This is a genomic window from Catenulispora sp. EB89 (assembly GCF_041261445.1).
Lineage (GTDB): Bacteria > Actinomycetota > Actinomycetes > Streptomycetales > Catenulisporaceae > Catenulispora.
Window position 1 is genome coordinate 1 of record NZ_JBGCCU010000022.1, and the last position, 22,905, is coordinate 22,905.

The window sequence follows — 22,905 nt, forward strand, 5'->3', positions numbered from 1 at the left end:
ACCAGCTCACCAGTCCACTCACCCTGCATAACAGCAGTCTGACCCCGCCGACCAAACGACGAGGTCAGAACGCATGATTTTCATCGGCCTTCTAGCCGTCCCCGGCATCCGGCCGTTGACTCGGCCGTTGACTCGATGGACTCGTACTCGATATATATCGAGCATCGAGCTATCGAGGTGGGCTCGGACACGGGGAGGCTTTCGCATGCAGACATTGCTGGCGTACGCGTTCGACGAGGGAGCGAGGGCGGCTGAGGATGCTGCCGCGGGCTTGAAGCGCGTCGCCGAGCACTACGATCCGCTGTGGCCGGCTCCTGTATGGCGCCGCGGCCGCGCCGCCGGCCGCACCGGTCTCTACGTCTTCGACGAAGCCGAGTCGCGGTGGCGCTGGCCGTCCTGGGCCGAGCGCGCCGACCTGTGTGTCGCGACGCTCTACCTGCCGCTCGGCTATGAGCGCGTCGTCGGCGACCTGGAGCCTTCGGATGCTGCGTTGCCGCTGGCCGCCGCGTTGGGCGCGCGGCCGAACGCGGTCCTGGAACTGACGCCGCCCTTCGTCATCGCGGTGCTCGATCCGGAAAGTGCTGAGCTCTCGCTGCACACCGACGCCGTCGGCGTGGGGCGCCTGTACGAGCTGCGCTTTCCCGGCGGCTGGGTGTGGTCGAACCGCCCGGCGGCCGCGGTGCGCTTCGCCGGCGTGTACGCCGAGCCGGACCGCGCGGGCTGGCGCACGTTCGCCGCCTCCGGCTGGTTCATGGGTGACAGCACGCCGCTCGACAAGGTGACCGCGGTGCCCGGCGGGGCCGTGGTGCGCTACCGGCCCGACGCCGATGGCCGGCAGATCACGCGCCTGGACGCGGTCGCGGCCTGGGCCGAGGCCGGTCGTGGCGACGCGCTGCGGCCGGACCGGGTCGAGGCGGCCGCCGAGGCGCTGCGCGGGTTCGGGCGCTCGCTGGCGCGGATGCACGACGGCAGCGTCAGCATCGGCCTGTCCGGAGGCCGCGACTCCCGGCTCGTCGCCGCCGCGATGCTCGCTGCCGGTGTGGACGTCAGGTTGCAGACCAACGGCGCTGAACCGGGGGAGGCCGACGTCGCAGAACACTTGGTTTCCCTGCTTCCGCCGGACCTGCGGCCGGAGCACACTGTGAACCGGCCGAAGCCCGGGGCCGCCGGTCAGGTGCACGTGGTGGCCGACGACACTGAACTCGTTCCCAACGTGGTGCGCTGGCATCGAGCACAGGACGGCTTGCGCCCCGCGACGTCGCTGGCCACCGCCGCGCCCTCGGGGCTGACGCGCGCCGACTACATCGCGGTCAGCGGCGCCGCCGGCGAGATTGCCCGCGGCTACTTCTATCCGCCGGACCATCAGGAGATCGCCGCGCTGCCGACCGCGCAGCGGCTGGACGCGTACGCGGCCAAGCTCTCCAAACGGATCCTGCGCCGACCCGGCATATCGGCGGCGGCATTGCAGACCTCTGAGTCAGCCGTCCGGGCGGATCTGCTCGCCGCCATGTCCGCCGGGCTCGCCGACGCGCGCATGCTCGACTACTTCTACGCGGCCGAACGCACTCGGAAGTGGGGCACGGTCCCGGAGCGTATCGGCACCGTCGTTCCGCTGCTGGTCCCGGAGTTCGTGCAAGCCGGTTTCGGCCTGACCGCCGCGCAACGCGAGCAGGACGCGCTGCACACCACTCTCATCGCGCATCTGGTGCCGCAATGGGCGAATCAGGCCTTTTACCAGCCGCCGCCCGGCGCGGTCGAGGCGCCGTTGCGGCCACGGCTCGGCCACGCGCCGGACCGGGAGCGCGTCGGCCGGATCCTGGCCGCGGGCGGCGCCTGGACCGACGCCTACGACCTGGCCGCGGTGCTGGCGACCTGGCGCCGGATGCTGGACGGCACCGGCGACCACAACGACGAGCAGCTCGTTCAGCGGGCGTTGTGGGCGGCGGTGTTCGAGGACTACATCGCCGAGATCAACGGCACGGCCCGGCCGGCGCCGCAGTCACCGGTCGACGTGCCGCTGGCAGCCCCGAAACGGCCCTTCGAGCCGGTGGTGAAGGTGCGGAGGGTGTCTTCGCGCTGGCTGCGGAAGGCGTCGATCCGGGTCGCACCGAAATAGCGACTCCTGCCGAACCGTCAGGGTATTGCGAACAGGGTAATGCGAGCAGGGTATTGCGAGGGCTTCGATCGGCGCAGCACAACCGGCGCCCGCACGCGGCGGACGCCGGTTGTGCTCGCTCAAGCAAGCGTCACTGTGTGGTGAGCGACGTGTCGTCGAGGATGAAGTTGGTCGTGCCTCCGTTCTTGTCGGTCTCGGCGCCGATGAACTTCAGCGCGATGCTCTGTCCGGCGTAGGCGGACAGGTCCGCGGTGTGCTGCGTGTAGCCCGAGGCCTTGTTCAGGTTGGAGAAGGTGCCGAGCGTGCCGAGCACCGTGCCGGCCGAGTTCACGGCCTGCACCGTGAAGGTGTCGGGCTTGGCGGTCGTGGTCTTCTCGGTCGTGTCGATGTGCAGCCAGTAGGACAGCGTCGCCTTGCAGCCCGAGGGCACCGCGACGGTCTGCGAGATGGTGTCGGTGTCCTTGCTCCCGTTCCCGTCGAACCACGCCACGTACGAACCCGAGTGAGCCGGTTCCGCCGAGGTGGCCTTGGTGATCGGGCTGAGGTTCAGCGTCGAGGTCTGGGTCCAGCCGGTCGCCCCGGACTCGAAGCCCGGGTTCGTCAGCAACTGCGCCGCCGAGCACGTGCTCGGCGTGAACGTCGCGGTGTAGGTCGTGTCGGCGGTCGGGGTGACGGCGTGCGTCTGCGCGCCGCCGTCGGACCAGGACGCGAAGGTCTGCGCCGTGCCCGAGGCGTCGGTCTGGTTCGGCGCGGTCAGGTGCAGCTGGTAGCCGGCCCACGAGGTGACGGTCGCCGGGGTGGTGACGGTGCCGCCGGGATCCACGTCGTCTTCGGCGATCCCGATCTTCAGCCCGGACGGCTGCGAGGCGAGGCTGATGTGCACCAGCTGCGGGTTGAAGTCCTGTTCGATCGTCTGCGTCACGCCGTTGGCGTCGGTCCCGGACAGGCAGACCAGCAGCCGGCTGTTGCCCTTGATCGCCGAGAACTGCTCCGCCGGCGGTGCGACGAACGACGTCGCCCCGTCGCCGGCCACCGGGTCCAGCACCGGGTGCACGTGGTTGATGTGGAACAGCCACACCTGCCAGGTCAGCGCCGAGGCGGGCAGGGCGGTGCCGTTGCCGGCGACCGCGGAACCGGCCGGGGTGTAGGTCTGGCCGACGGTGAAGGTGCTGGTCGGGGTCGGCGAGGTGATGGTCAGCGCCGGTGGCGCGTCGTCGGTGCGGACCGTGCCGGTCGCCGGCGCCGACGTGCCGCCGGCGCTGTTGGTCACCGTCAGCTTCGGGGTGAAGTCGCCGACCGTGGTGTAGGTGTGGGTGGTCGTCGGTGTCGTGGTGGTCGCCGTGGCGCCGTCGCCGAAGTCCCACTTGTAGGTGAGCGCGCGGCCGTTGGGGTCGCTGCTCGCCGATCCGTCGAAGGACACGGTGAACGGCGGCTTGCCCGCGGTGGTGGCGTGGGTCGAGCAGTAGTTCAGCAGCCCGGTGGCCCCGTTGGTGGTGAACGAGGCGTTCGGCGTCGTCGTCCCGGACGTCACCTTGTGGACGGTGCCGCCGATCAGGTCGGTGTAGTACAGCGCCTGCTGGGTGCCGGTCCCGCCCGGGTTCTGCGGTCCGAACCACATCGAGATCCCGGCCGCCCCGGCCGAGAACGTCTTCAGCCCGGTGCCGCTGGTCCCGGCGGCGTTGATCAGGTACTGGTTCTTCTTCACGTAGTCGCTGAACAGGTAGTCACCGTTGTAGGACGGGTTCCAGGCTCCGTTCGGAACGAACGCGCCGCCGGTGATGGACCCGCGACCGCCGCCCATGTTGTCGGGGTAGGAGAAGTACGGGTCGACGTACTTCGGGTTCGACGGGTTGCACGGGCCCTCGCAGTTCGGCCAGCCGTAGTTCCCGCCGGCCTTGAGCAGGTCGATCTCCTCGGTGGTGTTCTCGCCGACGTCGTCCACGAAGATCCGGGTCCCGGAGGCGTTCGGGTCCTGGGCGATCCGGAACGGGTTGCGGAAGCCGTAGGCGTAGATCTCCTGGCACTTGCCGGAGGTGATGGGTCCGGCGTCGCAGCGGGCCGTGCCCGAGCCGCTGAACGGGTTCCCGGCCGGGATCGAGCCGTCCGGCTTGATCCGCAGGATCTTGCCGTTGAGCTTGGTCAGGTCCTGCGCGGCCTGGTTCGAGGGGTCGCAGCCCTCCAGGCAGTGCCCGTCGCCGACCGAGACGTACAGGTCGCCGTCCTTGCCGAAGACCAGGTCGCCGCCGTTGTGGAAGCCGTCGCCCTGGATGCCGTCGACGAGCACCTTCTCGCTGCCGGCCACGACGTGGTCCGTGGCGTCCAGGGTGAACCGCGAGACGCGGTTGAAGCAGCTGCCGTTCGTGCTGTGGCTGTAGTACACGTAGATGAAGTCGTTCGTGGCGAACGCCGGATCGACCGCGACGCCGAGCATCCCGCGCTCGTCCTGGCCGGGCTGCTTGGCGCAGATGAAGCCGGAGCCGTCGAGCGCGAGGGTCTGGGCGCCGGCGGTGCTGTAGGCGTAGAGCTGGCCCGGCTTCGTGGTGACGAGCATGCGGCCGTCGGGGGTGAAACTCAGCCCGACCGGCAGCGTGACGGTGGCGACGACGGTGTCGGAGAAGCCGGTCGGCGGCGTCGCGGCCGCGTTCCCGGCGACCGCGTACACCCCGAGCAGCGTCAAGGCCGCAGCCAGCGCCGATCGCAGGAGCAGGCCTGCCGTCCGTGGTCTTCTGAGCCCTGGTCTTTGCACGTTCCGATCTCCTCACCCGGTGGGTTCCGACGAGTTAGGAAAGATTACTAACGAGAAACGCTGGGGAATATATGAGATACGTGCCAGTCGGTCAAGGGTCTGATTCGTCCGCGATCACAGCAATTCAGGACATGGACCCCACATGGAGGCCGGCACTACCGTGCGATCTGGTTCGCAGGACGTTGACGCACCTGCGGGGCGGCACTACCGTGCCATCGGGTTAGGAAAGTTACCTAACTATCAAGCGGAGGGTTGTCGAAGGGTGGCGGCGATGACGTTCTCGGATTCGGACGAGATCCCGGCGGCGACCGGGGTCTGGCTGGTGGGTGCCCGGGGCTCGGTCGCGGTGACCGCGATCGCCGGGGCCGCAGCGCTGCGGGCCGGGCTGCTGGAGCCGATCGGCTGTGTGACGGCGGCGCCGGAGTTCGCCGCGGCCGGGTTGCCCGACTACGCGGACCTGGTGTTCGGCGGCCACGACGTCAGCGACGTCAGCGTCCTGAAACAGGCCGCGGAGCTCGCCGCCGACGGTGTGCTCCCGGCCGGGATCCTGGCGGCGGTCGCCGACGGGCTGCGCGCGGCCGACGCCGCGATCCGCTCCGTGCCGCCGCCCGCCGACGACCCCCGGCCGGTCCGCGAGCGCATCAGGAGCCTGATCGCCGACCTCGAGGAGTTCCGGACCGTCCGGCGGCTGCGCCGGGTCGTGGTCGTCAACGTGGCCTCGACCGAGCCGCCGACCGCGGAACAGCCCTGGCAGCACAGCCTGGCCGAGTTGGAGGCCGCGCTGGACCGGGACGAGGCGGAGCTCGCGCCGAGCACGCAGTACGCCTACGCCGCGCTGCGTGCCGGCTGTTCCTATGTGGACTTCACGCCGTCGACCGGCGCGCGGCTGCCCGCCCTGGACGAGTTGGCCCGGTCGGCCGGCGTCCCCTACGCCGGCAGCGATGCGAAGACCGGCGAGACGCTGCTGGTCTCCGCGCTCGCGCCGATGTTCACCTCGCGTGCCCTGCGCGTCCGCTCGTGGTCCGGGACCAACCTGCTCGGCGGCGGCGACGGCGCGACCCTCGACGACGCCGGAGCCGCGGCGAGCAAGACCGTCTCGAAACGCCGCGGCCTGGACCGGCTGCTCGGCGCGCCGGTCGAAGGCCGCACGCACATCGACAACGTCCCCACGCTGGGCGGATGGAAGACCGCCTGGGACCACATCGGGTTCGAGGGCTTCGGCGGCGTCCGGATGACGATGCAGCTCACCTGGCAGGGCTGCGACTCGGCGCTGGCCGCGCCGCTGGTGCTGGACCTGGCGCGGCTGCTGGCCCGAGCCCACGACGGCGGTGCGGTCGGCGCGTTCGCCCCGGCCGCGTTCTTCTTCAAGGACCCGGTCCCGGCCGGCCCCGGGGCGGACGTCGAGTACGGGCTGGCGCGCCAGTACGAGGCGCTGCTGGCCTGGGCCGCCTCGGTGGCGGGCTCCTGATGGCCGAGGCACCCGATATCAGGGCACTGGCCGAACTGCTCCGGGCCCCGGCGGCGTTCAGCGTGCCCGGCGACGTGTTCGCCGGAGCCGCCGCGGCCGGGCGGCCGATCGGCGCGCGCGCCTGCGGCACGGCGGCCGCCTCCGTGTGCCTGTACTGGGCCGGGATGGCACTCAACGACCACGCCGACCGGTTCGTCGACGTCTTCGAACGCCCGGAACGGCCGCTGCCCTCCGGCCGCGTCCGGCCCGGGACCGCTCTGGCCATCGCCGGGGGCCTGACCGCCGCCGGACTCGGCATCGCGGCGCTGTCCGGGGGAGTGCGGACCCTGACGGTCGCCGCCCCGCTGGCCGCAGCCGTGTGGGGATACGACCTCGGGTTCAAGGACGGGTCCTGCGGTCCGGCCGCGATGGCCGCCGCCCGGAGCCTGGACGTGCTCATGGGTGCGGGTGTCGGAGCGCTGCGCGCCGCGGCACCGGCCGCGGCCGTCGTCGGCGTGCACACCCTGGCCGTCACCGTGCTCAGCCGCAGCGAGGTGCACGGCGCGTCCCGGCGCGTCGCCGCGACCACGGCGGCCTTGAGCGGCACGGCGGCCGGCGGCGCGCTGGCCGTGCTCGGTCGCGGTCGCGGCCGACGCTCCGCGCCGCGACCTCAGCGCGCCTTCGCCACGGCGCTCGCCGGCCTGTACGCGTGGCGGGTCGGCGGCGCGCAGGCCGCGGTCGCCCGGGACGGCCGCGCCGACGTCGTCCGCAAGGCCGTCGGCGCGGGAATCATGAGCCTGATGCCGTTGCAGGCGTCCCTCATCGCGGGCCGCGGCGAACCCCTCGCCGCGCTCCCGGTCGCGGCGGCCGGCCCGCTCGCGCGCCGCCTGGCCCGCAAGGTGTCCCCGACATGACCCGCTTCGGCTACGGCACCAACGGCTTCGCCGACCACCGGCTCGATGACGCCCTGGCGATCATGGCCGACCTCGGCTACGACGGCGTCGCGCTGACCCTGGACCACCAGCACCTGGACCCCTACGCCGCCGACCTCGCCGCGCGGGTCTCGGCGCTGGCCCGGCTCCTGGACCGGCTGGGGCTCGACGTCGTCATCGAGACCGGCGCGCGCTACCTGCTCGATCCGTGGCGCAAACACCAGCCGACGCTGGTGTCGGAGGAGCCCGGAGGGCGGGCGGTGCGCATCGATCTGCTGACCCGCGCGGTGCGGATCGCCGCCGATCTCGGGGCGCAGGCCGTGTCGTTCTGGAGCGGGACCGCATCAGTGGACTGCGACCGCGCGACGGCTCTCGACCGGGTGGCGGCGGGCTGCGAGACGGTGCTCGCCGCGGCCCAGAAGGCGGGCGTCGTCCTCGGCTTCGAACCGGAACCGGGCATGGCCGTCGACACCCTCGACCGGTTCGCCGAGCTGCGGGAGGTCCTCGGACGCCCCGACGGGTTCGGTGTGACGCTGGACATCGGGCACTGCCGGTGCCTGGAGCCGGTCCAGGTGGCCGACTGCGTCGCGTGGGTCGCGGACTGCCTGGTCAACGTGCAGATCGACGACATGCGCCGAGGCGTGCACGAGCACCTGGAGTTCGGCCAGGGGGAGATCGACTTCCCGCCGGTGCTGCGGGCGTTGTCAGAGGCCGGATACACCGGCCTGGTCTCCGTCGAGCTGCCGCGCCATTCCCACGCCGCCGTGCGCGTGGCGGCCGAATCGCTGACGTTTCTCCGGAAGGCGGCGGAATCCGCATGACAGGCCCGATCTCAGTGCCCGATCTCGAAGCCGCCTTCCAGGCCGGAGCGCCGGACCGGGCGTGGAAATGGCTTGCCGACGCACGTCGGCAGGTCGCCCGGGACCGGGGTGCACTCGAGCTGCTGTTCCCCGCCGCCGCGCGGGCCTGCGGTCGCGCGCGGCTGCCGTCGTTGTTGCCGTCGCCGGATCGCTGGCGCACCGACGACGTGGCCCGCGTGCTCGTGCTGGCGTCGATGGCGTGGCGGGACCCCGACCGGCTGCACGGCCTCTACGACCACGGCGACGCCGACGAGAAGCGCGCGATCCTGCTGGCCCTGGACTTCATCGAGGTCGGCGACGGCGGACTGGCGATCGTCGAGGACGCGCTGCGGACCAACGACACCAGGCTCATCACCGCCGCGCTCGGCCGCTACGGCGCCCGGCATCTGTCGGCGTCCGCCTATCGGCAGGCGATCCTCAAAGCCGTGTTCTGCGGCATCCCGCTGGCCGCGGTGTCCGGGCTGGACGACCGTGCCGACGCGGAGTTGGCGCGGATGCTGGGGGACTTCGTCCGGGAGCGGTCCGTGGCCGGGCGCACCGTTCCCGACGACGTGTGGTCGATCCTCGCGCGATTCCCGTGAATTCCCCGACTCCCCTGATCCGCCTGATCCGCCTGACTTAGGAGCCGCTGATGCGCATCTTCGATCCGCACGTCCACATGACCTCGCGGACCACCGACGACTACCAGGCGATGGCGGCGGCCGGCATCCGGGCGCTGGTCGAGCCCGCGTTCTGGCTCGGTCAGCCGCGGACCTCGGTCGGCAGCTTCGTCGACTACTTCGACGCCCTGCTGGGCTGGGAGCCGTTCCGCGCGGCGGGTTTCGGCGTGCGGCACCACTGCGCGCTGGCGCTGAATCCCAAGGAGGCCAACGATCCCCGCTGCCGGGAGGTGCTCGACGTGCTCGACCGCTACCTGGCCAAGGACCGGGTGGTCGCGGTCGGGGAGGTCGGCTACGACTCGATGACGCCGCAGGAGGACGAGGTGTTCGCGATCCAGCTCGACCAGGCGCGGCGGCACGACCTGCCGGTGCTCGTGCACACGCCGCACCGGGACAAACGGGAAGGGACGCTGCGGAGCCTGGACGTCGTGCGCGAGTCGGGGCTGCCGGCGGGCCGGGTGCTGCTCGACCATCTCAATGAGCTGACGGTTGCGCCGGTGCTGGAGGCGGGGTGCTGGGCCGGGTTCTCGATCTATCCGGACACCAAGATGGACGAGCGCCGGATGGTCGCGGTCCTGCGCGAACACGGGACCGAGCGGATCCTGGTGAACTCCGCCGCCGACTGGGGACGCAGCGATCCGCTCAAGACCGTCCGCACCGCCGAGGCGATGCTTGCCGCCGGGTTCGACGACAAGGACGTGGACCGGGTGCTGTGGCGCAATCCGGTCGAGTTCTACGGCCAAAGCGGCCGGCTGGTGCTCGACGAGGCGCCGGGTCCGTTGGCCGAGAGCTTCCGGGGCAGTTCGGTGCGACGTGGAGAGGCGGGGGAGTAGCGGTGCGCTTGCGTCATGCGGACGGCACGGCCGTGCATCTCGGGTACTGCGCGAACGTGCACCCCGTCGAGGACGTCGCCGGGGTCCTGGAACAGCTCGCGGTCTACGCCGAGCCCGTGCGGCTCGCGCTCGGGGCCGACCGGCTGGGGATCGGGCTGTGGCTGGCCCGCGAGGTCGCCGCCGGACTGGCCGCCGATCCCGGCGCGACCGCCCGGCTGGCCGCCGAGCTCGCCGCGCGCGGCCTGGAGGTCGTGACGCTCAACGGCTTCCCCTACTCGGGGTTCGGGGACGCGGCGGTGAAGTACCGCGTCTACCAGCCGGACTGGTCTGACCGCCGCCGTGCCGAGTACACCGCCGACCTGGCCACGGTCCTGGCCGGGCTGCTGCCCGGCGACGCGGCCCGGGGCTCGATCTCGACGCTGCCGCTGGCGTGGCGGGAGCCGTGGCCGGACTCGGCGCGGGACGCGGCCCGGCGGCACGTGGACCTGGTCGCGGACCACCTCGCGGATCTGGCCGCGCGCACCGGCGCGGTGATCCGGGTCGGATTCGAGGCGGAGCCGGGCTGTGTCATCGAGCGGACGGAGCAGGCGGTGGCGGCGCTCGCCGGGTTTGATCCCGCGTACTTCGGCGTGTGCGTCGACACCGCTCATCTGGCGGTCGCGCACGAGGATCCCGCCCTGGCGCTGAAGATGCTTGCCGCTGCCGGGATCCCGGTGGTGAAGCTCCAGGCGTCGGCGGCGCTGGAGGCGTCGCAGCCCTCTGATCCGGCGACGCTGACTGCCTTGGCGCGCTTCGCCGAGCCGCGCTATCTGCACCAGACCCGGGAATCGGTGGCCGGCGGACTGCGCGGCACCGACGACCTCGACGAGGCGTTGCGCGGCGACAGCCTGCCCGGGGCCGCTCCGTGGCGGGTGCACTTCCACGTTCCGCTGCACGCCGAGATCGCCCCACCGCTGGCCGGGACGCACGAGGTGCTGATCAGAACACTGACGGAGTTGTTCGGCGGCGACACGGCGGTGACCGACCACGTCGAAGTCGAGACGTACACCTGGCAGGTGCTGCCCGCCGGCTCGCGCCCTGGAAACGACCTGGAGCTGGCGCTGGGGATCGCCTCGGAGGTGGCGTGGGCGCGGACCGAGCTCGTGCGGGCCGGGCTGGAGGCGGAGTCGTGACGCTGGTGGTGCTCGACGTCGTGGGGCTGACGCCCCGGCTGCTCCGGCACACGCCGGCGCTGCGGTCGGTGGCCGACACCGGGTTCCAGGCCCGGCTGACGCCGTCGTTCCCGGCGGTGACGTGCAGCGTGCAGGCCGGGATGCTGACCGGGGCGGAGCCGGCGGAGCACGGGATCGTGGGCAACGGCTGGTACTTCCGTGACCTCGGCGAGCCGTTGCTGTGGCGGCAGCACAACCGGCTCGTCGGCGGCGAGCTGTTCTGGGACGTGCTGCGCCGGGAGCAGCCCGGGGCGACCGTGGCGAACGTCTGCTGGTGGTACGCGATGGGCGCCGCGACGGACTGGACGGTGACGCCGCGGCCGGTCTACCGCGCGGACGGACGCAAGGACCCGGATTTCTACGCCCGGCCGCCCGAGCTGCACGACGAGCTCACCCGGCGGCTCGGGGACTTCCCGCTGTTCCACTACTGGGGGCCGACCGCGTCGATCAAGTCCACGCGCTGGATCGTGGCGGCGGCGGGGCGGATCCTCATGGCGCACCGGCCCGACGTGCTGCTGGTGTACGTCCCGCACCTGGACTACGACCTTCAGCGCTTTGGGCCCGACGATCCCCGGGCCGTCGCCGCCGCGCGCGAGGTCGACGCGGCTGTCAGACCGCTGATCGAGGCCTGCCGCGCGCGGGGGGACGACCTGCTGTGCGTCTCCGAGTACGGCATCACGCCGGCCTCCAGGCCGGTGCACGTCAACCGGGCCCTGCGCGCCGCCGGGCTGCTGGAGGTGCACACGCAGGACGGTATGGAGTACTTGGATCCGTGGGCGTCCCGCGCGTTCGCGGTCGCCGATCACCAGGTCGCGCACATCTACGTCGCCGACCCCGCAGATTTGGCACGGGCCCGCGCCGTCGTCGCGGAGCTCGACGGCGTCGACGAGGTGCACGGCGCGGTGGGCAAGGAGAAGCTGCGGATCGACCACGCGCGCGCCGGCGAGCTCATCGCCGTCGCCGAGCCCGACGCCTGGTTCACGTACTACTACTGGCAGCACGACGACCGGGCTCCGGATTTCGCGCAGACGGTCGAGATCCACCGCAAGCCCGGCTACGACCCGATGGAACTCCTCTTCGACCCGGCGAACCCGAACGCGGCCCGGATGCGCGCCGCGAAGGCGCTGGCCCGCAAGAAGGCGGGGCTGCGGTACCGGATGGATGTCGTCGGGCTCGACGCCTCGGCGGTGCGCGGGTCGCACGGCCGGTTGCCGGACAGCGCGGAGGACGGTCCGGTGCTGTTGTGTTCGCGGCCTGAGTTCGAGCGGGAAGGGTTCGCGGCGAGTGATGTGAAGGGGTTGATGTTGGGGCTGGCTTCGCGGCGGTGACGCGCACCCCCGACCGGTACCGAGCCACTGCTCGGTACCGGTCGGAGGTTTCGGCATGTATCAGGATCCTGTGGGTGTCCGTAGCTGCTCGTTCATGATCAGGAACGAGCCCAGACCGTGGAAGTCGTTCGTGGCCTGGGTCCGGCCGATGTAGTACGCGTAGTTCCCGACGTTCGTCCCGATCGAGATGGTCGTCAGGTTCGTCAAGCCGTTGCTCCCGATCGAGAGCCGCGCGAGCACGCCGTGGTACGCCTTTTGAGCCAGCGCGGCGTAGTGCGAGTCGATGTAGCCCTGTTGCGCGCCTCGCGAGAGCGTGTAGGCGTTCATGCTGGAACACGAGGTCTCGGTCCAGTTCCCGGCGCCGGTGGGCTTGTCGATGACCTGGAACCAGCGTCCGGTCGCCGGGTCCTGGTACTGCTGCAGCCCGGCGGCGAAGCGGTTCAGGTCGGTGAGCAGTGTGGCGCGGCCCGGCTGGTTGGTCGGGACGTCGTCCAGGGCGGTCACCACCGCCATGCCGTACCAGCCGTTCGCGCGGCACCACTGCTCCGGCGACAGGCCGGTCGTCGGGTTCGCCCAGCTCGCGGTCTTGGACTCGTCGTAGGCGTGCTGGAGCAGGCCGTCGGGCTGCTGGAGGTGGTTGGCGTAGACGGTCAGCTGCTTGACCGCCTCGGCGTCGCTGCTCGGGTCGTTGAACTCCTTGCCGTACTCGGCGAGGAAGGGCACGACCATGTACAGGCCGTCGTCCCACAGCTGGTGCGCGCGGGAGGAGGTGTCGGCGTGCCAGAACCCGCCGTCGGCGGTGCGCGGGTAGCTGTCCAGGCGGTGGCGGATCGTGGCCGCCGCGACCGCGTACCGGGACTGGCCGGTCTCGTGGTGCAGGATGATCAGCAGCCGCCCGGCGAGCATGCTGTCCAGGCTGTTGAAGCTCTGGTTGATGGTGCCGTTCGCGGAGACGAAGCGGTCGACCCAGCTCTTCAGATACGTCAGATACGCCGCATCATGGGTGCGCAGGTAGACCTGGTACTGGCCGTACAGGTAGAGGCCGACGGGGTACGACCAGCCGCCGATGGTGGCCGGGGTGAAGCGCTGCATCGTGGACTTGACCACCGCGACCGACCAGTCGGTGGTCGCCGCGGCCCGGGCCGGCAGCGCACCGGCCGCGGCCAGGACGGTGGCGAGCAGCATGAGCAGGGACTGTCGCAGAACACGGACTCTGGATCTTCGCATATCAGGACCCTTCCGACACGTCGACGGAATCGCCATACGATATACGATGTATCGGCTCGGGGAATTCCTGTCAAGGATCCTTACACGTTCTTCCGCGAAGGCTCACGCCGAAGTGACGATCGAAACGGCGGAGCGGGGCGGCGAATCGAGGCCGTGACGTGGGTCGGCGAGGCGGGTCGGGCGAACCCGCCGTAGGGCGTGTTTGAGAAGTGGGGTCACAGCCAGTCGTTGATGGCGGTGGTCTGCACGGTGGCCCTCTTCAGCCGAGGCTTTGTTTTTACGTGGCCGACTGCGTGGTTCCACCGATGTGGGGCGACCGGCGGGATGCGAAACTCGTGGGGCTCATGGCACGCAGGATTCTGCGTCATCGAAAGAAGCGCTCACATCACGGAGTCCTTAGTGCACACCAAGAACATCGGGCTCGCCGCCGCGGCGTTCACCGTCGCGTTCGGCACCGCGGCGTGTGGGACGTCCGGCAGCACGGCGGCGACGTCGCATCCGAAGCCGGCGGCGACCCCGACCACGGCTCGCAGCGCCGGCCCCTTCGACGGCAACCAGCTGAAGGCCGCGCTGCTGGACGCGTCGAACTGGGGAAGCGGCTGGACCGACATCGTCGACGGGCCGCTCGTCAAGACCAGCGGGTTCGGAACGATCGCCCAGATCCCGTCCGAGCCGTGCACGGTCGCGTTCGGCACGGGCGCCGCACGGAACGGCGCGGTGGCGTCCGTGGAGGACATCGTCGACTCGCACACGGGCGACATAGCGTTGCAGAACATCTACCAGTACGGCCCCGGCGACGCGGCCACCATGATGACCGACATCGCCAAGAAGATGGACAGCTGCGGGACCTTCAAGTACACGGACGACAACAAGGCCACCACCACGGACGTAACCCGCGAGCAGCCGGTCCCCGGGCTCGGCGACCAGGCGATCAAGATCGTCGTCACGTCCGTCAGCCTGCAGAACCCCGAGAATTTCGAAACCCAGCTGTGGGTGCGGTACGGCGACGTCGTCATTGACGTGAGGTACGACTCGTCCGTCTCCGCCCACGCGGACGGCTACGACCTGGCTGGCAAGGCCAAGGCCATCGAGGCCAAGCTCGGGAAGACGGCCACCGGCTGAGCACTCGACTTCTCGGACCCGGTCTGGATTTCGGGCTGGCCAAGTCCCCACGCGCCACACCGAGATCATCCCGGCGCGGCGCGATCAACGCGACAGGGTTCTAAGACACTACTAGTCCCGCTTGCGCGCCGTCCCGCCCCACACCCCGACATCGGCGGGCTCGCCGAACGGGTTGGGATCCGGCCGCCACAGCTGGATCGGCACGATGCCGGGCTCCAGCACGTCCAAGCCGTCGAACAGCCCGACGATCTGCTCGGGCTCGCGCAGGTAGTACGGCGCGCCGCCGCTCTCGTTGTAGAGCGCGGTGGCCTTCGCGTTCGCCTCGTTGGTGACGGCGCTCTCGTTCAGCGCCAGATAGCTGCCCGGCGGCAGCGCCTGCATCAGGGTATTGACGATCGCCCTGGCCTGCGCGTCGTCGTCGGCGTTCGACACGTGCCCGAGCACCTGCATCAGGATCAGCGCGACCGGCTCGTCGAAGTCCAGCGTCTGGCGCGCCTCGCGGATGATCGTGTCGGGGTCGAGCAGATCCGCCTCGATGTAGGCGGTGGCCCCTCGCGGGTCGCTGATCAGCAGCGCGTTGGCGTGCGCCAGGATCAGCGGATCGTTGTCGACGTAGACGATGCGCGCCTCGGGGTCGACCCGCTGGGCGACCTCGTGGGTGTTGTCGGCGGTCGGCAGCCCGGTGCCGATGTCCAGGAACTGGCGGATGCCGACTTCGCCGGCGAGGTGCCGGATGACGCGCCCGAGGAAGTACCGGGAGAGCCGGGCCAGGTCGAAGATCCCCGGGTAGACGGCGGCGAACTGGTCGCCGGCCTCGCGGTCCACCGCGTAGTGGTCCTTGCCGCCGAGCCAGTAGTTCCAGACCCGGGCCGAATGCGGCACGGTGGTGTCGATCCTGGGTATGTCCTGTGCCTCAGGGATCTCGGGCTCGCCGGTCATCGTGGCTTCTTTCTATCTCCGGGCTCTGACACTCTTATTCCTAACACAGTTTCCCGGCACCGTGCGTGTTCATGGGTTGAGGGGTTGTGGGTACAGTGGTGGGTGCAGGGAAGGGGACGCAGATGGCGGCCGATCGTGGCGAGCAGGCCCTTGACAACAGCCTGGGAAACCCGACGGTCCCCCGGATCCTGTTGGGGGCCCAGTTGCGCCGTCTGCGCACGGCCGCGGGCATCAGCAGGGCTTCGGCGGGCTATGCGATAAGGGGCTCCGATTCGAAGATCAGCCGCATGGAGTTGGGGCGGATCAGCTTCAAGCCGCGTGATGTCAGGGATCTGCTGACTTTGTACGGGGTCTGCGACGAAGCCGAGCGCGCCATGCTGTTGGAGCTGATGGACCAGGCGAACGCGCAGAGCTGGTGGCACGAGTTCGCCGACGTCGTCCCCGGCTGGTTCGAGGCCTACCTCGGCCTGGAGGACGCCGCCTCGGTCATCCGCTGCTACCAGACCCGCCTGGTCCCCGACCTGTTGCAGACCGAGGACTACGCCCGCTCGGTGATCCGGCTGGGGAACCCGCTGGCCGATCCGGTCGAGGTCGAGCGCCGGGTGGCGCTGCGGATGAACCGGGCGCGGGTGCTGCGGCGGCCGCGTCCGCCCAAGGTGTGGGCGGTGCTCGACGAGGCCGTGTTGCGCCACCCGCCCGGTGGGCGCGGCGAGCCGATGCGGGCGCAGGTGGAGTACCTGCTGGAGCTGTCCCGGCTGCCGCACGTCACGGTGCAGGTGGTGCCGTCCCGTCGCAGTCCGCGGTACGCCGACGCGGGCGCCGGGCCTTTCAGCATCCTGCGTTTCCCGGAGGCGGCGCTGCCGGACATCGTCTATCTCGAGCAGCTCACCAGCGCCACCTACCTGGACAAGGCCGACGACCTCGACGTCTACGCGACGGTGATGGATCAGTTGTGCCTGGACGCGATCGCGGCCCCGGACACGATCGCGCTCTTCGACGACGTGATCAAGGGGCCGTGACGGCGCGCCATCGGCGCCGGCGGTGCTCGCGACTCAGTAGCCTGACGGCGTGCCGTAGTACGTGGGCTTGCGCGGCGTGTAGTGCTCTTCGAGCGCCGCGACCTCATCGTCGGTGAGCCGCAGATCCAAAGCGGCGGCGGCGTCGGTGAAGTGGTGCGGCTTGGTCGCCCCGACGATCGGCGCGGCCACGACCGGATTGCGCAGCACCCAGGCCAGCGCGACCTGGGCCATCGGGACGTCGCGCGCCTCGGCGATCTTCTGGACCGCGTCGATGGTGCCCTGGTCGCTGTCCAGGAACAGGGGCGTGCCGATCGAGTCGGTCTTGGGGCTGCTCTGGCCGCGGGTCGTGGACGTCTCGCCCCAGGGCCGGGTCACCAGGCCGCCGGCCAGCGGCGACCACGGGATCGAGCCGACGCCCTGGTCGGCGAGCAGCGGGAACATCTCGCGCTCCTCCTCGCGCATGATCAGGCTGTACTGGTCCTGCATGGAGATGAACCTGGTCCAGCCGTGCAGCTCGGCGGTGTACTGCATCTTCGAGAACTGCCACGCCCACATGCTGGAGGCGCCGAGGTAGCGGGCCTTGCCGGCCTTGACGACGTCGTGCAGGGCCTCCATGGTCTCCTCGACCGGCACGTCCGGGTCGAAGCGGTGGATCTGGTAGAGGTCGATGTAGTCGGTGTCCAGACGCTTGAGCGAGGCGTCGACCTGCTCGAACACCGCGCGCCGGGACAGGCCGCGGCCGCCGGGGCCCTCGCCCATCGGGGCGAAGAGCTTGGTGGCCAGGACGACGTCCTCGCGCTTGGTGTAGCGGCGGATCGCCTGGCCGGTGATCTCCTCGCTGGAGCCGCGGCCGTAGACGTTGGCGGTGTCCCAGAAGGTGATGCCCAGCTCCACGGCCTGCCGGAAGATCGGGTCGGCCTGGTCCGCGTCGAGCATCCAGGGGCCCCGGCGGTCTTCGCCGGCGGCGAAGCTCATGCAGCCCAGGGCGATGCGGCTGACTTGGAGGCCGGAGGTTCCCAGGCGGGTGTAGTCCATGGGGTTCCTTTGCTGTCGCGGGGGTGTGGTCTGTGCTGATTCGCCGGGCGGCTCAGCGGTTGATGAGCTTCTGCATGGCCTCCGGGTAGCGGTCCCCGGTGAGCTCGAACGCCGCGGCGGCGTTCTGGATCTCGGCCAGGTCCTCGCCAGTGAGCGTGACGCTGGCCCCGCCGACGTTCTCCTCCAGCCGCTCGATGCGCCGGGTGCCGGGGATCGGCACCGCGTGCGGCTGCACCGCCAGGATCCAGGCGATCGCGACCTGCCCGGGCGTCGCGCCGTGGCGCTCGGCGACCTGCCGCAGGAGCTCGACGAGGCCCTGGCTGGCCTGGATCGTCTCGTCGGCGAAGCGCGGGAAGATCGTCCGCCGGTCGCCCGCCCCGGACACATCGGCGGACGAGGTGATGCTTCCGGTGAGGAACCCCTTGCCCAGCGGGCTGAAGGGCACGAACCCGATGCCGAGCTCGGCCAGCACCGGCAGGATCTCCTGCTCCGGCTCCCGCCACCACAGCGAGTACTCGCTCTGCAGCGCGGTGACCGGCTGCACGGCGTGCGCGCGCCGCAGCACCTCCACCCCGACCTCGGACAGGCCGAAATGCCCGACCTTGCCGGCCGCGATGAGCTCCTTGACGGTCCCGGCGACGTCCTCGATCGGCACATCGGGGTCGACCCGGTGCTGGTAGAGCAGGTCGATGTGGTCGGTCCGCAGCCGGCGCAGGGAGCCGTCGACGACCTCGCGGATGTGCTCGGGCCGGCTGTTCAGCGCGTTCAGCCCCGCCGGCCGCCCGTCCGAGACCTCGAACCCGAACTTGGTCGCGATCTTCACCTGGTCCCGCACCGGTTCCAGTGCCTCACCGACGAACTCCTCGTTCGCTCGCGCCCCGTACACCTCAGCGGTGTCGAAGAAGGTCACGCCCAGATCGACGGCACGCCGGATCAGCGGCAGCGCGTCCTCCCGCGTGTGCAGGCTCATGCACCCCAGCCCCACCGCGGAGACCTCCAGCCCGCCGCTGCCCAGGAGTCGCTTGTCCATGTCGTTGCCCGCCTTCCCAGTTTGATCATTTTGATCGCATTTCGATCTCACTGCCATCGAACACGTCCGGCGCGTCGCGTGGGAGGCCCTGGCACTACCTGGCACGCCGTACCTGTCAGGGCGGCGGGGTGGGACGACGGCAGTTGTACCGGCATTGACGTCGGGAGGTACTGCCTAAAGTGCTGTGGATGATCAGGCTTGGCAAGATCCGTCGGCGGGACAGGACGGTGGACGGCGCGGAGGCGGCGACGCCGGCCGGTCGTGTGCCGAACCTCGACAAGCAACACACCGTCCCCTACACGGACGCCCGCGCGTTCCTCGCCGGGCTGTCCGATCGTGAGATGGGCGCGGGGATCCGGGCTGCGAAGCTGCCCCTCGCGGTCGCTGTCACCGATCATGTGCTCGCCGCCGCAGCTTCTCCTGCCTCTCCTGCCACTACTGCTTCTTCCGCTTCTTCCGAGGCCGAGGCCGAGGCCGAAGCCGCTGTCGCGCTCGCGGAGGCGGCGACGGCGGGTCGGACCGTCGTCGGGTCCGACACGATCATCAGGGCTCTGCTCCGCCTCGCGAATCCCGAGGTCGACAGGACTCTGTTCCTCGCCTCGGCGTCGCGGGTCGTCTGGCCGGCGCGGTACGCGATCGTGGCGGACCGGCGAGGACGGGATGGGCGGCCGGTCATCGACACGCTTCTGTTCACACTGCTCGTGACCGCGCTCGATGCGCTGGTGGACGCGGAGCCGAAGGGCGGCGTTCCGCTCGGCGAGCTGGTGGATGCCGCGGCCGTCGCCGAGGATGTGCGGCTGGCGCGTGCCGCCCTGGACGCGGCGGTGCGGCTGGGCCGTCCGTGGGCCGCGCAGTACGCCTTGGCGACTGTGCTCGAGAACGGATTGCGGGGCGAGGTGTGGCCCGGCGTGCGCGCGGCCGTCGAGCAGCACGCCAGAGGTAAGGCGAGCTCCGCGCAGATGAATTGGCAGCAGGTCTTCCGGATGGGTGAAGGTGCCGACCCGGTCCGGCGCGGTGGACTGACACCCATGCGCTACGGCACGAGGGACTTCTTCCAGGCGTTGCGTGAGGAGGACAGGACCCGATTCCAGCGCCTGACGCCGGATTGGGACGCTGTGCTCCGTCGAGTACAGGACCTTCCGGACTCGACCCGCGACATCCGGGGCTACCACGGCGACTCCGGTGTGGATGCGGCTGCCATGCGCGAAGACATGCCCGCCGAAGTGCGCGCCGTCCTCGAGGACTGCTACCCCCGCGCGCTGTGGCTGCGGCCGCGGCCCGACATCAAGGCCCTGCGTCGGGCGCTGGCCGCCGTGGACCGGCTGCCGGCGATCGACCGCCACGCGGCGCTCGCCGAGCTCGTGCGGCGCGGCCTGGTGACCGGGGCGCTGACCGCGGCCGAGGTGGTCGCGACGGTGCGGCCGGCCGCCGAGACGCTGGCGCTGCTGGTACCGGGCGACACGGCTGCGCACCACTGCTTCGACGGGGGACGGTACGCGATTCCGGAGCGCGGGCTGGCGTGGGTGGCGGACCGGATACGCGCGGAGGCGACGGCGGTGCTGTCGGTGCTGGGGGAGGAGCCGGCGGCGTGGGGCGCGCTGTGGGGCCGGGTTGTGAGCTGGGGTGGGACGCTGCCGGAGTTGGTGGCTTCGGCGGCTTCGGCGACGGCGGTGACCGGCGGCGGGTCGTCGGCACCTGACCGCCAGCCCCAGGCAGCGGCACCGCCTTCGGCGACCCGCCACGCACGCACCGTCGACCCGATCGTGGCCCTGGTGTCCCTGGCACCGCCGGCCGCGCTCGCGGACATCCTGCGGGCGGTGCCCGACGAGCCGTACATCGCCGGCGCCGTGGCTCAGATGCTCGATCGCAGTCCTCTGGCGCCGATCCTGATCAGGTTCGCGTTCGGCCCGCAGGGCACGTCGGACATGCGACGCAGCCTGGCGCACAACACCGCGACCGACGAGAGCACGCTGTGGCGCCTCTTGCTCCGCGATCCTGTCGAGACGAGGGTCCTCGCCGAGGTCTTCATCCGCCGGGGCGCCACCGATGACCTGCGGCTGGCAGCGCTCCTGCGCTCGCACGCCGCCGGTGGCCTGCACCCGGTACTGGCCGCCCACCTGCGAAAGACCGCCCCCGGCGCCGACACCGTCGCGCCGGCCCTCGTCACCGGCGACCCGGAGCAGATCCACGCGGCCCTGGCCCCCGTCATCAAAACCGTCGACCCAGGCCACCGCGCCCTCGCCTACGCGGCGCTCGCCGCGGCCGCCGGCCCGGAAGCCGTGTGGGCGCTGGAGCTGGCGCGGGTCGGGACGCTGGCGAAGGCCGAGCCGGCGGTGCAGGCGTCGGTCGCGGCCGGTGACGGTGCTCCGTTGGTCGCGGTGGTCGAGGATGTGCGGGCTCTGATGGCGGCCAAGCGGCGCGCACTCGTCTCGGGATCGGGCTGAGGCCGAGCCGGCGGTGCAGGCGTCGGTTCCGGCCGGCGATGGTGCTCCGTTGATCGCGGTGGTCGAGGATGCGCGGGCTCTGATGGCGGCCAAGCGGCGCGAACTTGTCTCGGGATCGGGCTCGGGATCGGGCTGATTGTCGCAACAGGCAAGTGGCGAAACTCGCGCGGCTTCGCCATCGGCGCCCCGGTATCCTCGTGTGGTCATGCGAACGTTCAAATGGCGCCGACTCGGCGCTCGGCGAAGGTCCCAGGGGGTACACGTGCGACTGGCACGGATGGTGCGAAGCGCGGCGGTCCTGGCGGTCGCCGCACCGCTCGCGGCGTGCGGGGGTTCGGGGTCGCCGGTGGCGCAGGAGCCTGCGACCGGAACATCCGGCGCCGCGGATTCGGCGACGAGCTCTCTGCCCGCCTTCCTCACATCCACGGCACCGGTGAGCACAACGGACAGCGCGTCGTCGTCAGGCGGCCAGGCGGTCGTGGTGCTCGCACCTGCGCAGCCGGTCTCCGACGCCGTCCTGAACCAGATCGTCGCCTTGCTGCGGGTGCGCACGGCCCGGATGGCCGGCGGCTCCGACACCATCACCAGCGCGAACGGCCAGATCACGGTGACCGGCACCGCCGACCAGGCCGCGCAGCTGAAGGCACTGGCGGGCCAGGGCACGCTCCTGTTCCGGCCGGTGCTCGGCGTCAAGACACCGCTGCCGACCCCGTCCGGCGCGGCCGAGAAGAAGGCCGAAGACGCCTTCGGCGCCCTGGACTGCACCTGGAGCGACCCGACCAAACCGCTCGCCGCCCCCGCCGACTACCTCGCGGCGTGCGCGCAGAGCTCGGGCGCCGGGGTCGGAATCCAGAAGTACCTGATGGGCCCGGCGGCCCTGTCCGGCAAGGACGTCAGCAAGGTCCAGACAAGCCAGTCCAACGGCGCATGGGAGGTCGACATCACCCTCGACGACGCCGGAGCCTCGGCGATGGCCGCCCTGACCGCCACGGCGGCGTCCGGGCAGGACTCCGACGGCACCAACCGCTTCGCCGTCGTCCTGGACGACGTCGTCTACGAGGCGCCAACCGTCACCTCGACGATCAGCGACGGCCAACTCCAACTCTCCGTGACCAACCAGACCTTCGCGAACCAGGACGCCGCGGTGTGGAGCGTCGGCGCGATGCCTCTGCGGCTGGTGTCGAGCAGCGTCAGCGGAGGGTGAGGCGCGAAGGGCCGCCCGATCTCAACGCCGCGGTCGGTACGGACCGTTGACCTACCAGGCCGATCCGCTCGTAAAGGCTCAACGGCAAGCCGCATTTTCTCTGGAGTGCCATTGAGTCTGGCTAGGCTCGTCGGTGGCTAAGCGCGAGAACAAACCTGACGGCGCTTCGCAACGACCATGAAGAGGCTTTCCTTGAAGAAGACAAACCGGCTGGTGGCCGCCCTCGCGGCAGTGCTGTTCGCCCTCGGCATCGGGATTTTGACGACATCCCAGGCCTCCGCAACGATCAAGTCCAGCTCTCACCAGGCCGCGTTCGACGGTAACCCTTACGGGTATGAGATCAGGAACGCCTGGAACGAGTGCCTCGGAATCCTCAACGAGAGCAAGGCCAATGGCGCGGCGGCGGTCCAGTGGCCATGCGACGGCCAACCCGACCAAGCCTGGCAGATGTACTGCCAACCAAACAGTGGTGGTTGCGAGTACGTCAACCAGAACTCCAACAAGTGCCTTGGGGTCCTCAACGAGAGCACCGCGAACGGCGCGGCCATCATCCAGTGGGACTGTTGGAACGGCCCCGACCAGAATTGGCGATGGATTCACTTTCCGAATGGCGGCAATATTCAAAACTACAACACCAACTTCCAAAAGTGCCTCGGAATAGAAGGCGACAATCCTGCCGAAGGCACGCCGGCGATCCAGTGGGACTGCAACGGCAACAATGACCAGCAGTGGCACCAGACTTAGAGCCCGTCG

Annotated in this window: 18 protein-coding genes; 13 read left to right on the forward strand and 5 right to left on the reverse strand. The window is 70.7% G+C overall.

Annotated features, from left to right (window positions below):
- Positions 1–205: 205 nt before the first annotated feature.
- Complete coding sequence (locus tag ABH920_RS35665) at positions 206–2,116, forward strand: hypothetical protein (RefSeq protein ID WP_370353669.1); 1,911 nt, start codon at positions 206–208, stop codon at positions 2,114–2,116.
- Between the two features lie 130 nt (positions 2,117–2,246).
- On the opposite strand, the gene ABH920_RS35670 is transcribed toward ABH920_RS35665, so the two are convergent.
- Complete coding sequence (locus ABH920_RS35670; protein WP_370353670.1) at positions 2,247–4,862, reverse strand: PQQ-dependent sugar dehydrogenase; 2,616 nt, start codon at positions 4,860–4,862, stop codon at positions 2,247–2,249.
- Between the two features lie 271 nt (positions 4,863–5,133).
- Between ABH920_RS35670 and ABH920_RS35675 the strand changes: the two genes are divergently transcribed.
- Genes ABH920_RS35675 through ABH920_RS35705 form a run of 7 tightly spaced genes read left to right on the forward strand, consistent with a single transcriptional unit; the run spans position 5,134 to position 12,132 of the window.
- Positions 5,134–6,330: an inositol-3-phosphate synthase gene (locus ABH920_RS35675; RefSeq protein WP_370353671.1), complete on the forward strand. Its 1,197-nt coding sequence runs from the start codon at positions 5,134–5,136 to the stop codon at positions 6,328–6,330.
- Positions 6,330–7,223 (forward strand): SCO3242 family prenyltransferase, encoded by an 894-nt coding sequence (locus ABH920_RS35680; protein WP_370353672.1) that lies wholly within the window; start codon positions 6,330–6,332, stop codon positions 7,221–7,223. Before ABH920_RS35675 ends, ABH920_RS35680 begins: the two co-directional genes overlap by 1 nt.
- The gene (locus ABH920_RS35685) at positions 7,220–8,062 is read left to right on the forward strand and encodes a sugar phosphate isomerase/epimerase family protein (protein WP_370353673.1); all 843 of its coding nucleotides are present in this window, start codon (positions 7,220–7,222) and stop codon (positions 8,060–8,062) included. The genes ABH920_RS35680 and ABH920_RS35685 overlap by 4 nt, the downstream gene beginning before the upstream one ends.
- Complete coding sequence (locus ABH920_RS35690) at positions 8,059–8,682, forward strand: EboA domain-containing protein (protein WP_370353674.1); 624 nt, start codon at positions 8,059–8,061, stop codon at positions 8,680–8,682. Before ABH920_RS35685 ends, ABH920_RS35690 begins: the two co-directional genes overlap by 4 nt.
- 50 nt (positions 8,683–8,732) lie before the next feature.
- Positions 8,733–9,593: a TatD family hydrolase gene (locus tag ABH920_RS35695; protein ID WP_370353675.1), complete on the forward strand. Its 861-nt coding sequence runs from the start codon at positions 8,733–8,735 to the stop codon at positions 9,591–9,593.
- Between the two features lie 2 nt (positions 9,594–9,595).
- Positions 9,596–10,765, forward strand: a complete 1,170-nt coding sequence (eboE, locus tag ABH920_RS35700; RefSeq protein WP_370353676.1) for a metabolite traffic protein EboE — start codon at positions 9,596–9,598, stop codon at positions 10,763–10,765.
- Positions 10,762–12,132: an alkaline phosphatase family protein gene (locus ABH920_RS35705; RefSeq protein WP_370353677.1), complete on the forward strand. Its 1,371-nt coding sequence runs from the start codon at positions 10,762–10,764 to the stop codon at positions 12,130–12,132. The genes eboE and ABH920_RS35705 overlap by 4 nt, the downstream gene beginning before the upstream one ends.
- Before the next feature lie 60 nt (positions 12,133–12,192).
- Here ABH920_RS35705 and ABH920_RS35710 read toward each other — a convergent pair whose 3' ends face one another.
- Positions 12,193–13,359, reverse strand: coding sequence for a glycoside hydrolase family 105 protein (locus ABH920_RS35710; RefSeq protein WP_370353678.1), 1,167 nt, complete (start codon positions 13,357–13,359; stop codon positions 12,193–12,195).
- 399 nt (positions 13,360–13,758) lie between these two features.
- Here ABH920_RS35710 and ABH920_RS35715 point away from each other — a divergent pair, with 399 nt between their 5' ends.
- Positions 13,759–14,481 (forward strand): hypothetical protein, encoded by a 723-nt coding sequence (locus tag ABH920_RS35715; protein WP_370353679.1) that lies wholly within the window; start codon positions 13,759–13,761, stop codon positions 14,479–14,481.
- A 111-nt stretch (positions 14,482–14,592) separates the two neighbouring features.
- Here ABH920_RS35715 and ABH920_RS35720 read toward each other — a convergent pair whose 3' ends face one another.
- Complete coding sequence (locus ABH920_RS35720; protein ID WP_370353680.1) at positions 14,593–15,420, reverse strand: SAM-dependent methyltransferase; 828 nt, start codon at positions 15,418–15,420, stop codon at positions 14,593–14,595.
- Between the two features lie 122 nt (positions 15,421–15,542).
- Here ABH920_RS35720 and ABH920_RS35725 point away from each other — a divergent pair, with 122 nt between their 5' ends.
- The gene (locus ABH920_RS35725; protein ID WP_370353681.1) at positions 15,543–16,439 is read left to right on the forward strand and encodes a helix-turn-helix domain-containing protein; all 897 of its coding nucleotides are present in this window, start codon (positions 15,543–15,545) and stop codon (positions 16,437–16,439) included.
- Between the two features lie 33 nt (positions 16,440–16,472).
- On the opposite strand, the gene ABH920_RS35730 is transcribed toward ABH920_RS35725, so the two are convergent.
- Positions 16,473–17,474, reverse strand: coding sequence for an aldo/keto reductase (locus ABH920_RS35730; protein ID WP_370353682.1), 1,002 nt, complete (start codon positions 17,472–17,474; stop codon positions 16,473–16,475).
- A 52-nt stretch (positions 17,475–17,526) separates the two neighbouring features.
- Positions 17,527–18,504: an aldo/keto reductase gene (locus tag ABH920_RS35735; RefSeq protein ID WP_370353683.1), complete on the reverse strand. Its 978-nt coding sequence runs from the start codon at positions 18,502–18,504 to the stop codon at positions 17,527–17,529.
- Between the two features lie 188 nt (positions 18,505–18,692).
- Here ABH920_RS35735 and ABH920_RS35740 point away from each other — a divergent pair, with 188 nt between their 5' ends.
- The 3 genes from ABH920_RS35740 (at position 18,693) to ABH920_RS35750 (ending at position 22,896) form a co-directional block, all read left to right on the forward strand.
- Positions 18,693–20,948 (forward strand): hypothetical protein, encoded by a 2,256-nt coding sequence (locus ABH920_RS35740; protein WP_370353684.1) that lies wholly within the window; start codon positions 18,693–18,695, stop codon positions 20,946–20,948.
- Positions 20,949–21,225: 277 nt separating this feature from the next.
- A complete protein-coding gene (locus ABH920_RS35745) occupies positions 21,226–22,152 on the forward strand; it encodes a hypothetical protein (RefSeq protein ID WP_370353685.1) in 927 nt (308 codons plus the stop codon).
- Between the two features lie 192 nt (positions 22,153–22,344).
- Positions 22,345–22,896, forward strand: coding sequence for an RICIN domain-containing protein (locus ABH920_RS35750; RefSeq protein ID WP_370353686.1), 552 nt, complete (start codon positions 22,345–22,347; stop codon positions 22,894–22,896).
- Positions 22,897–22,905: the final 9 nt, after the last annotated feature.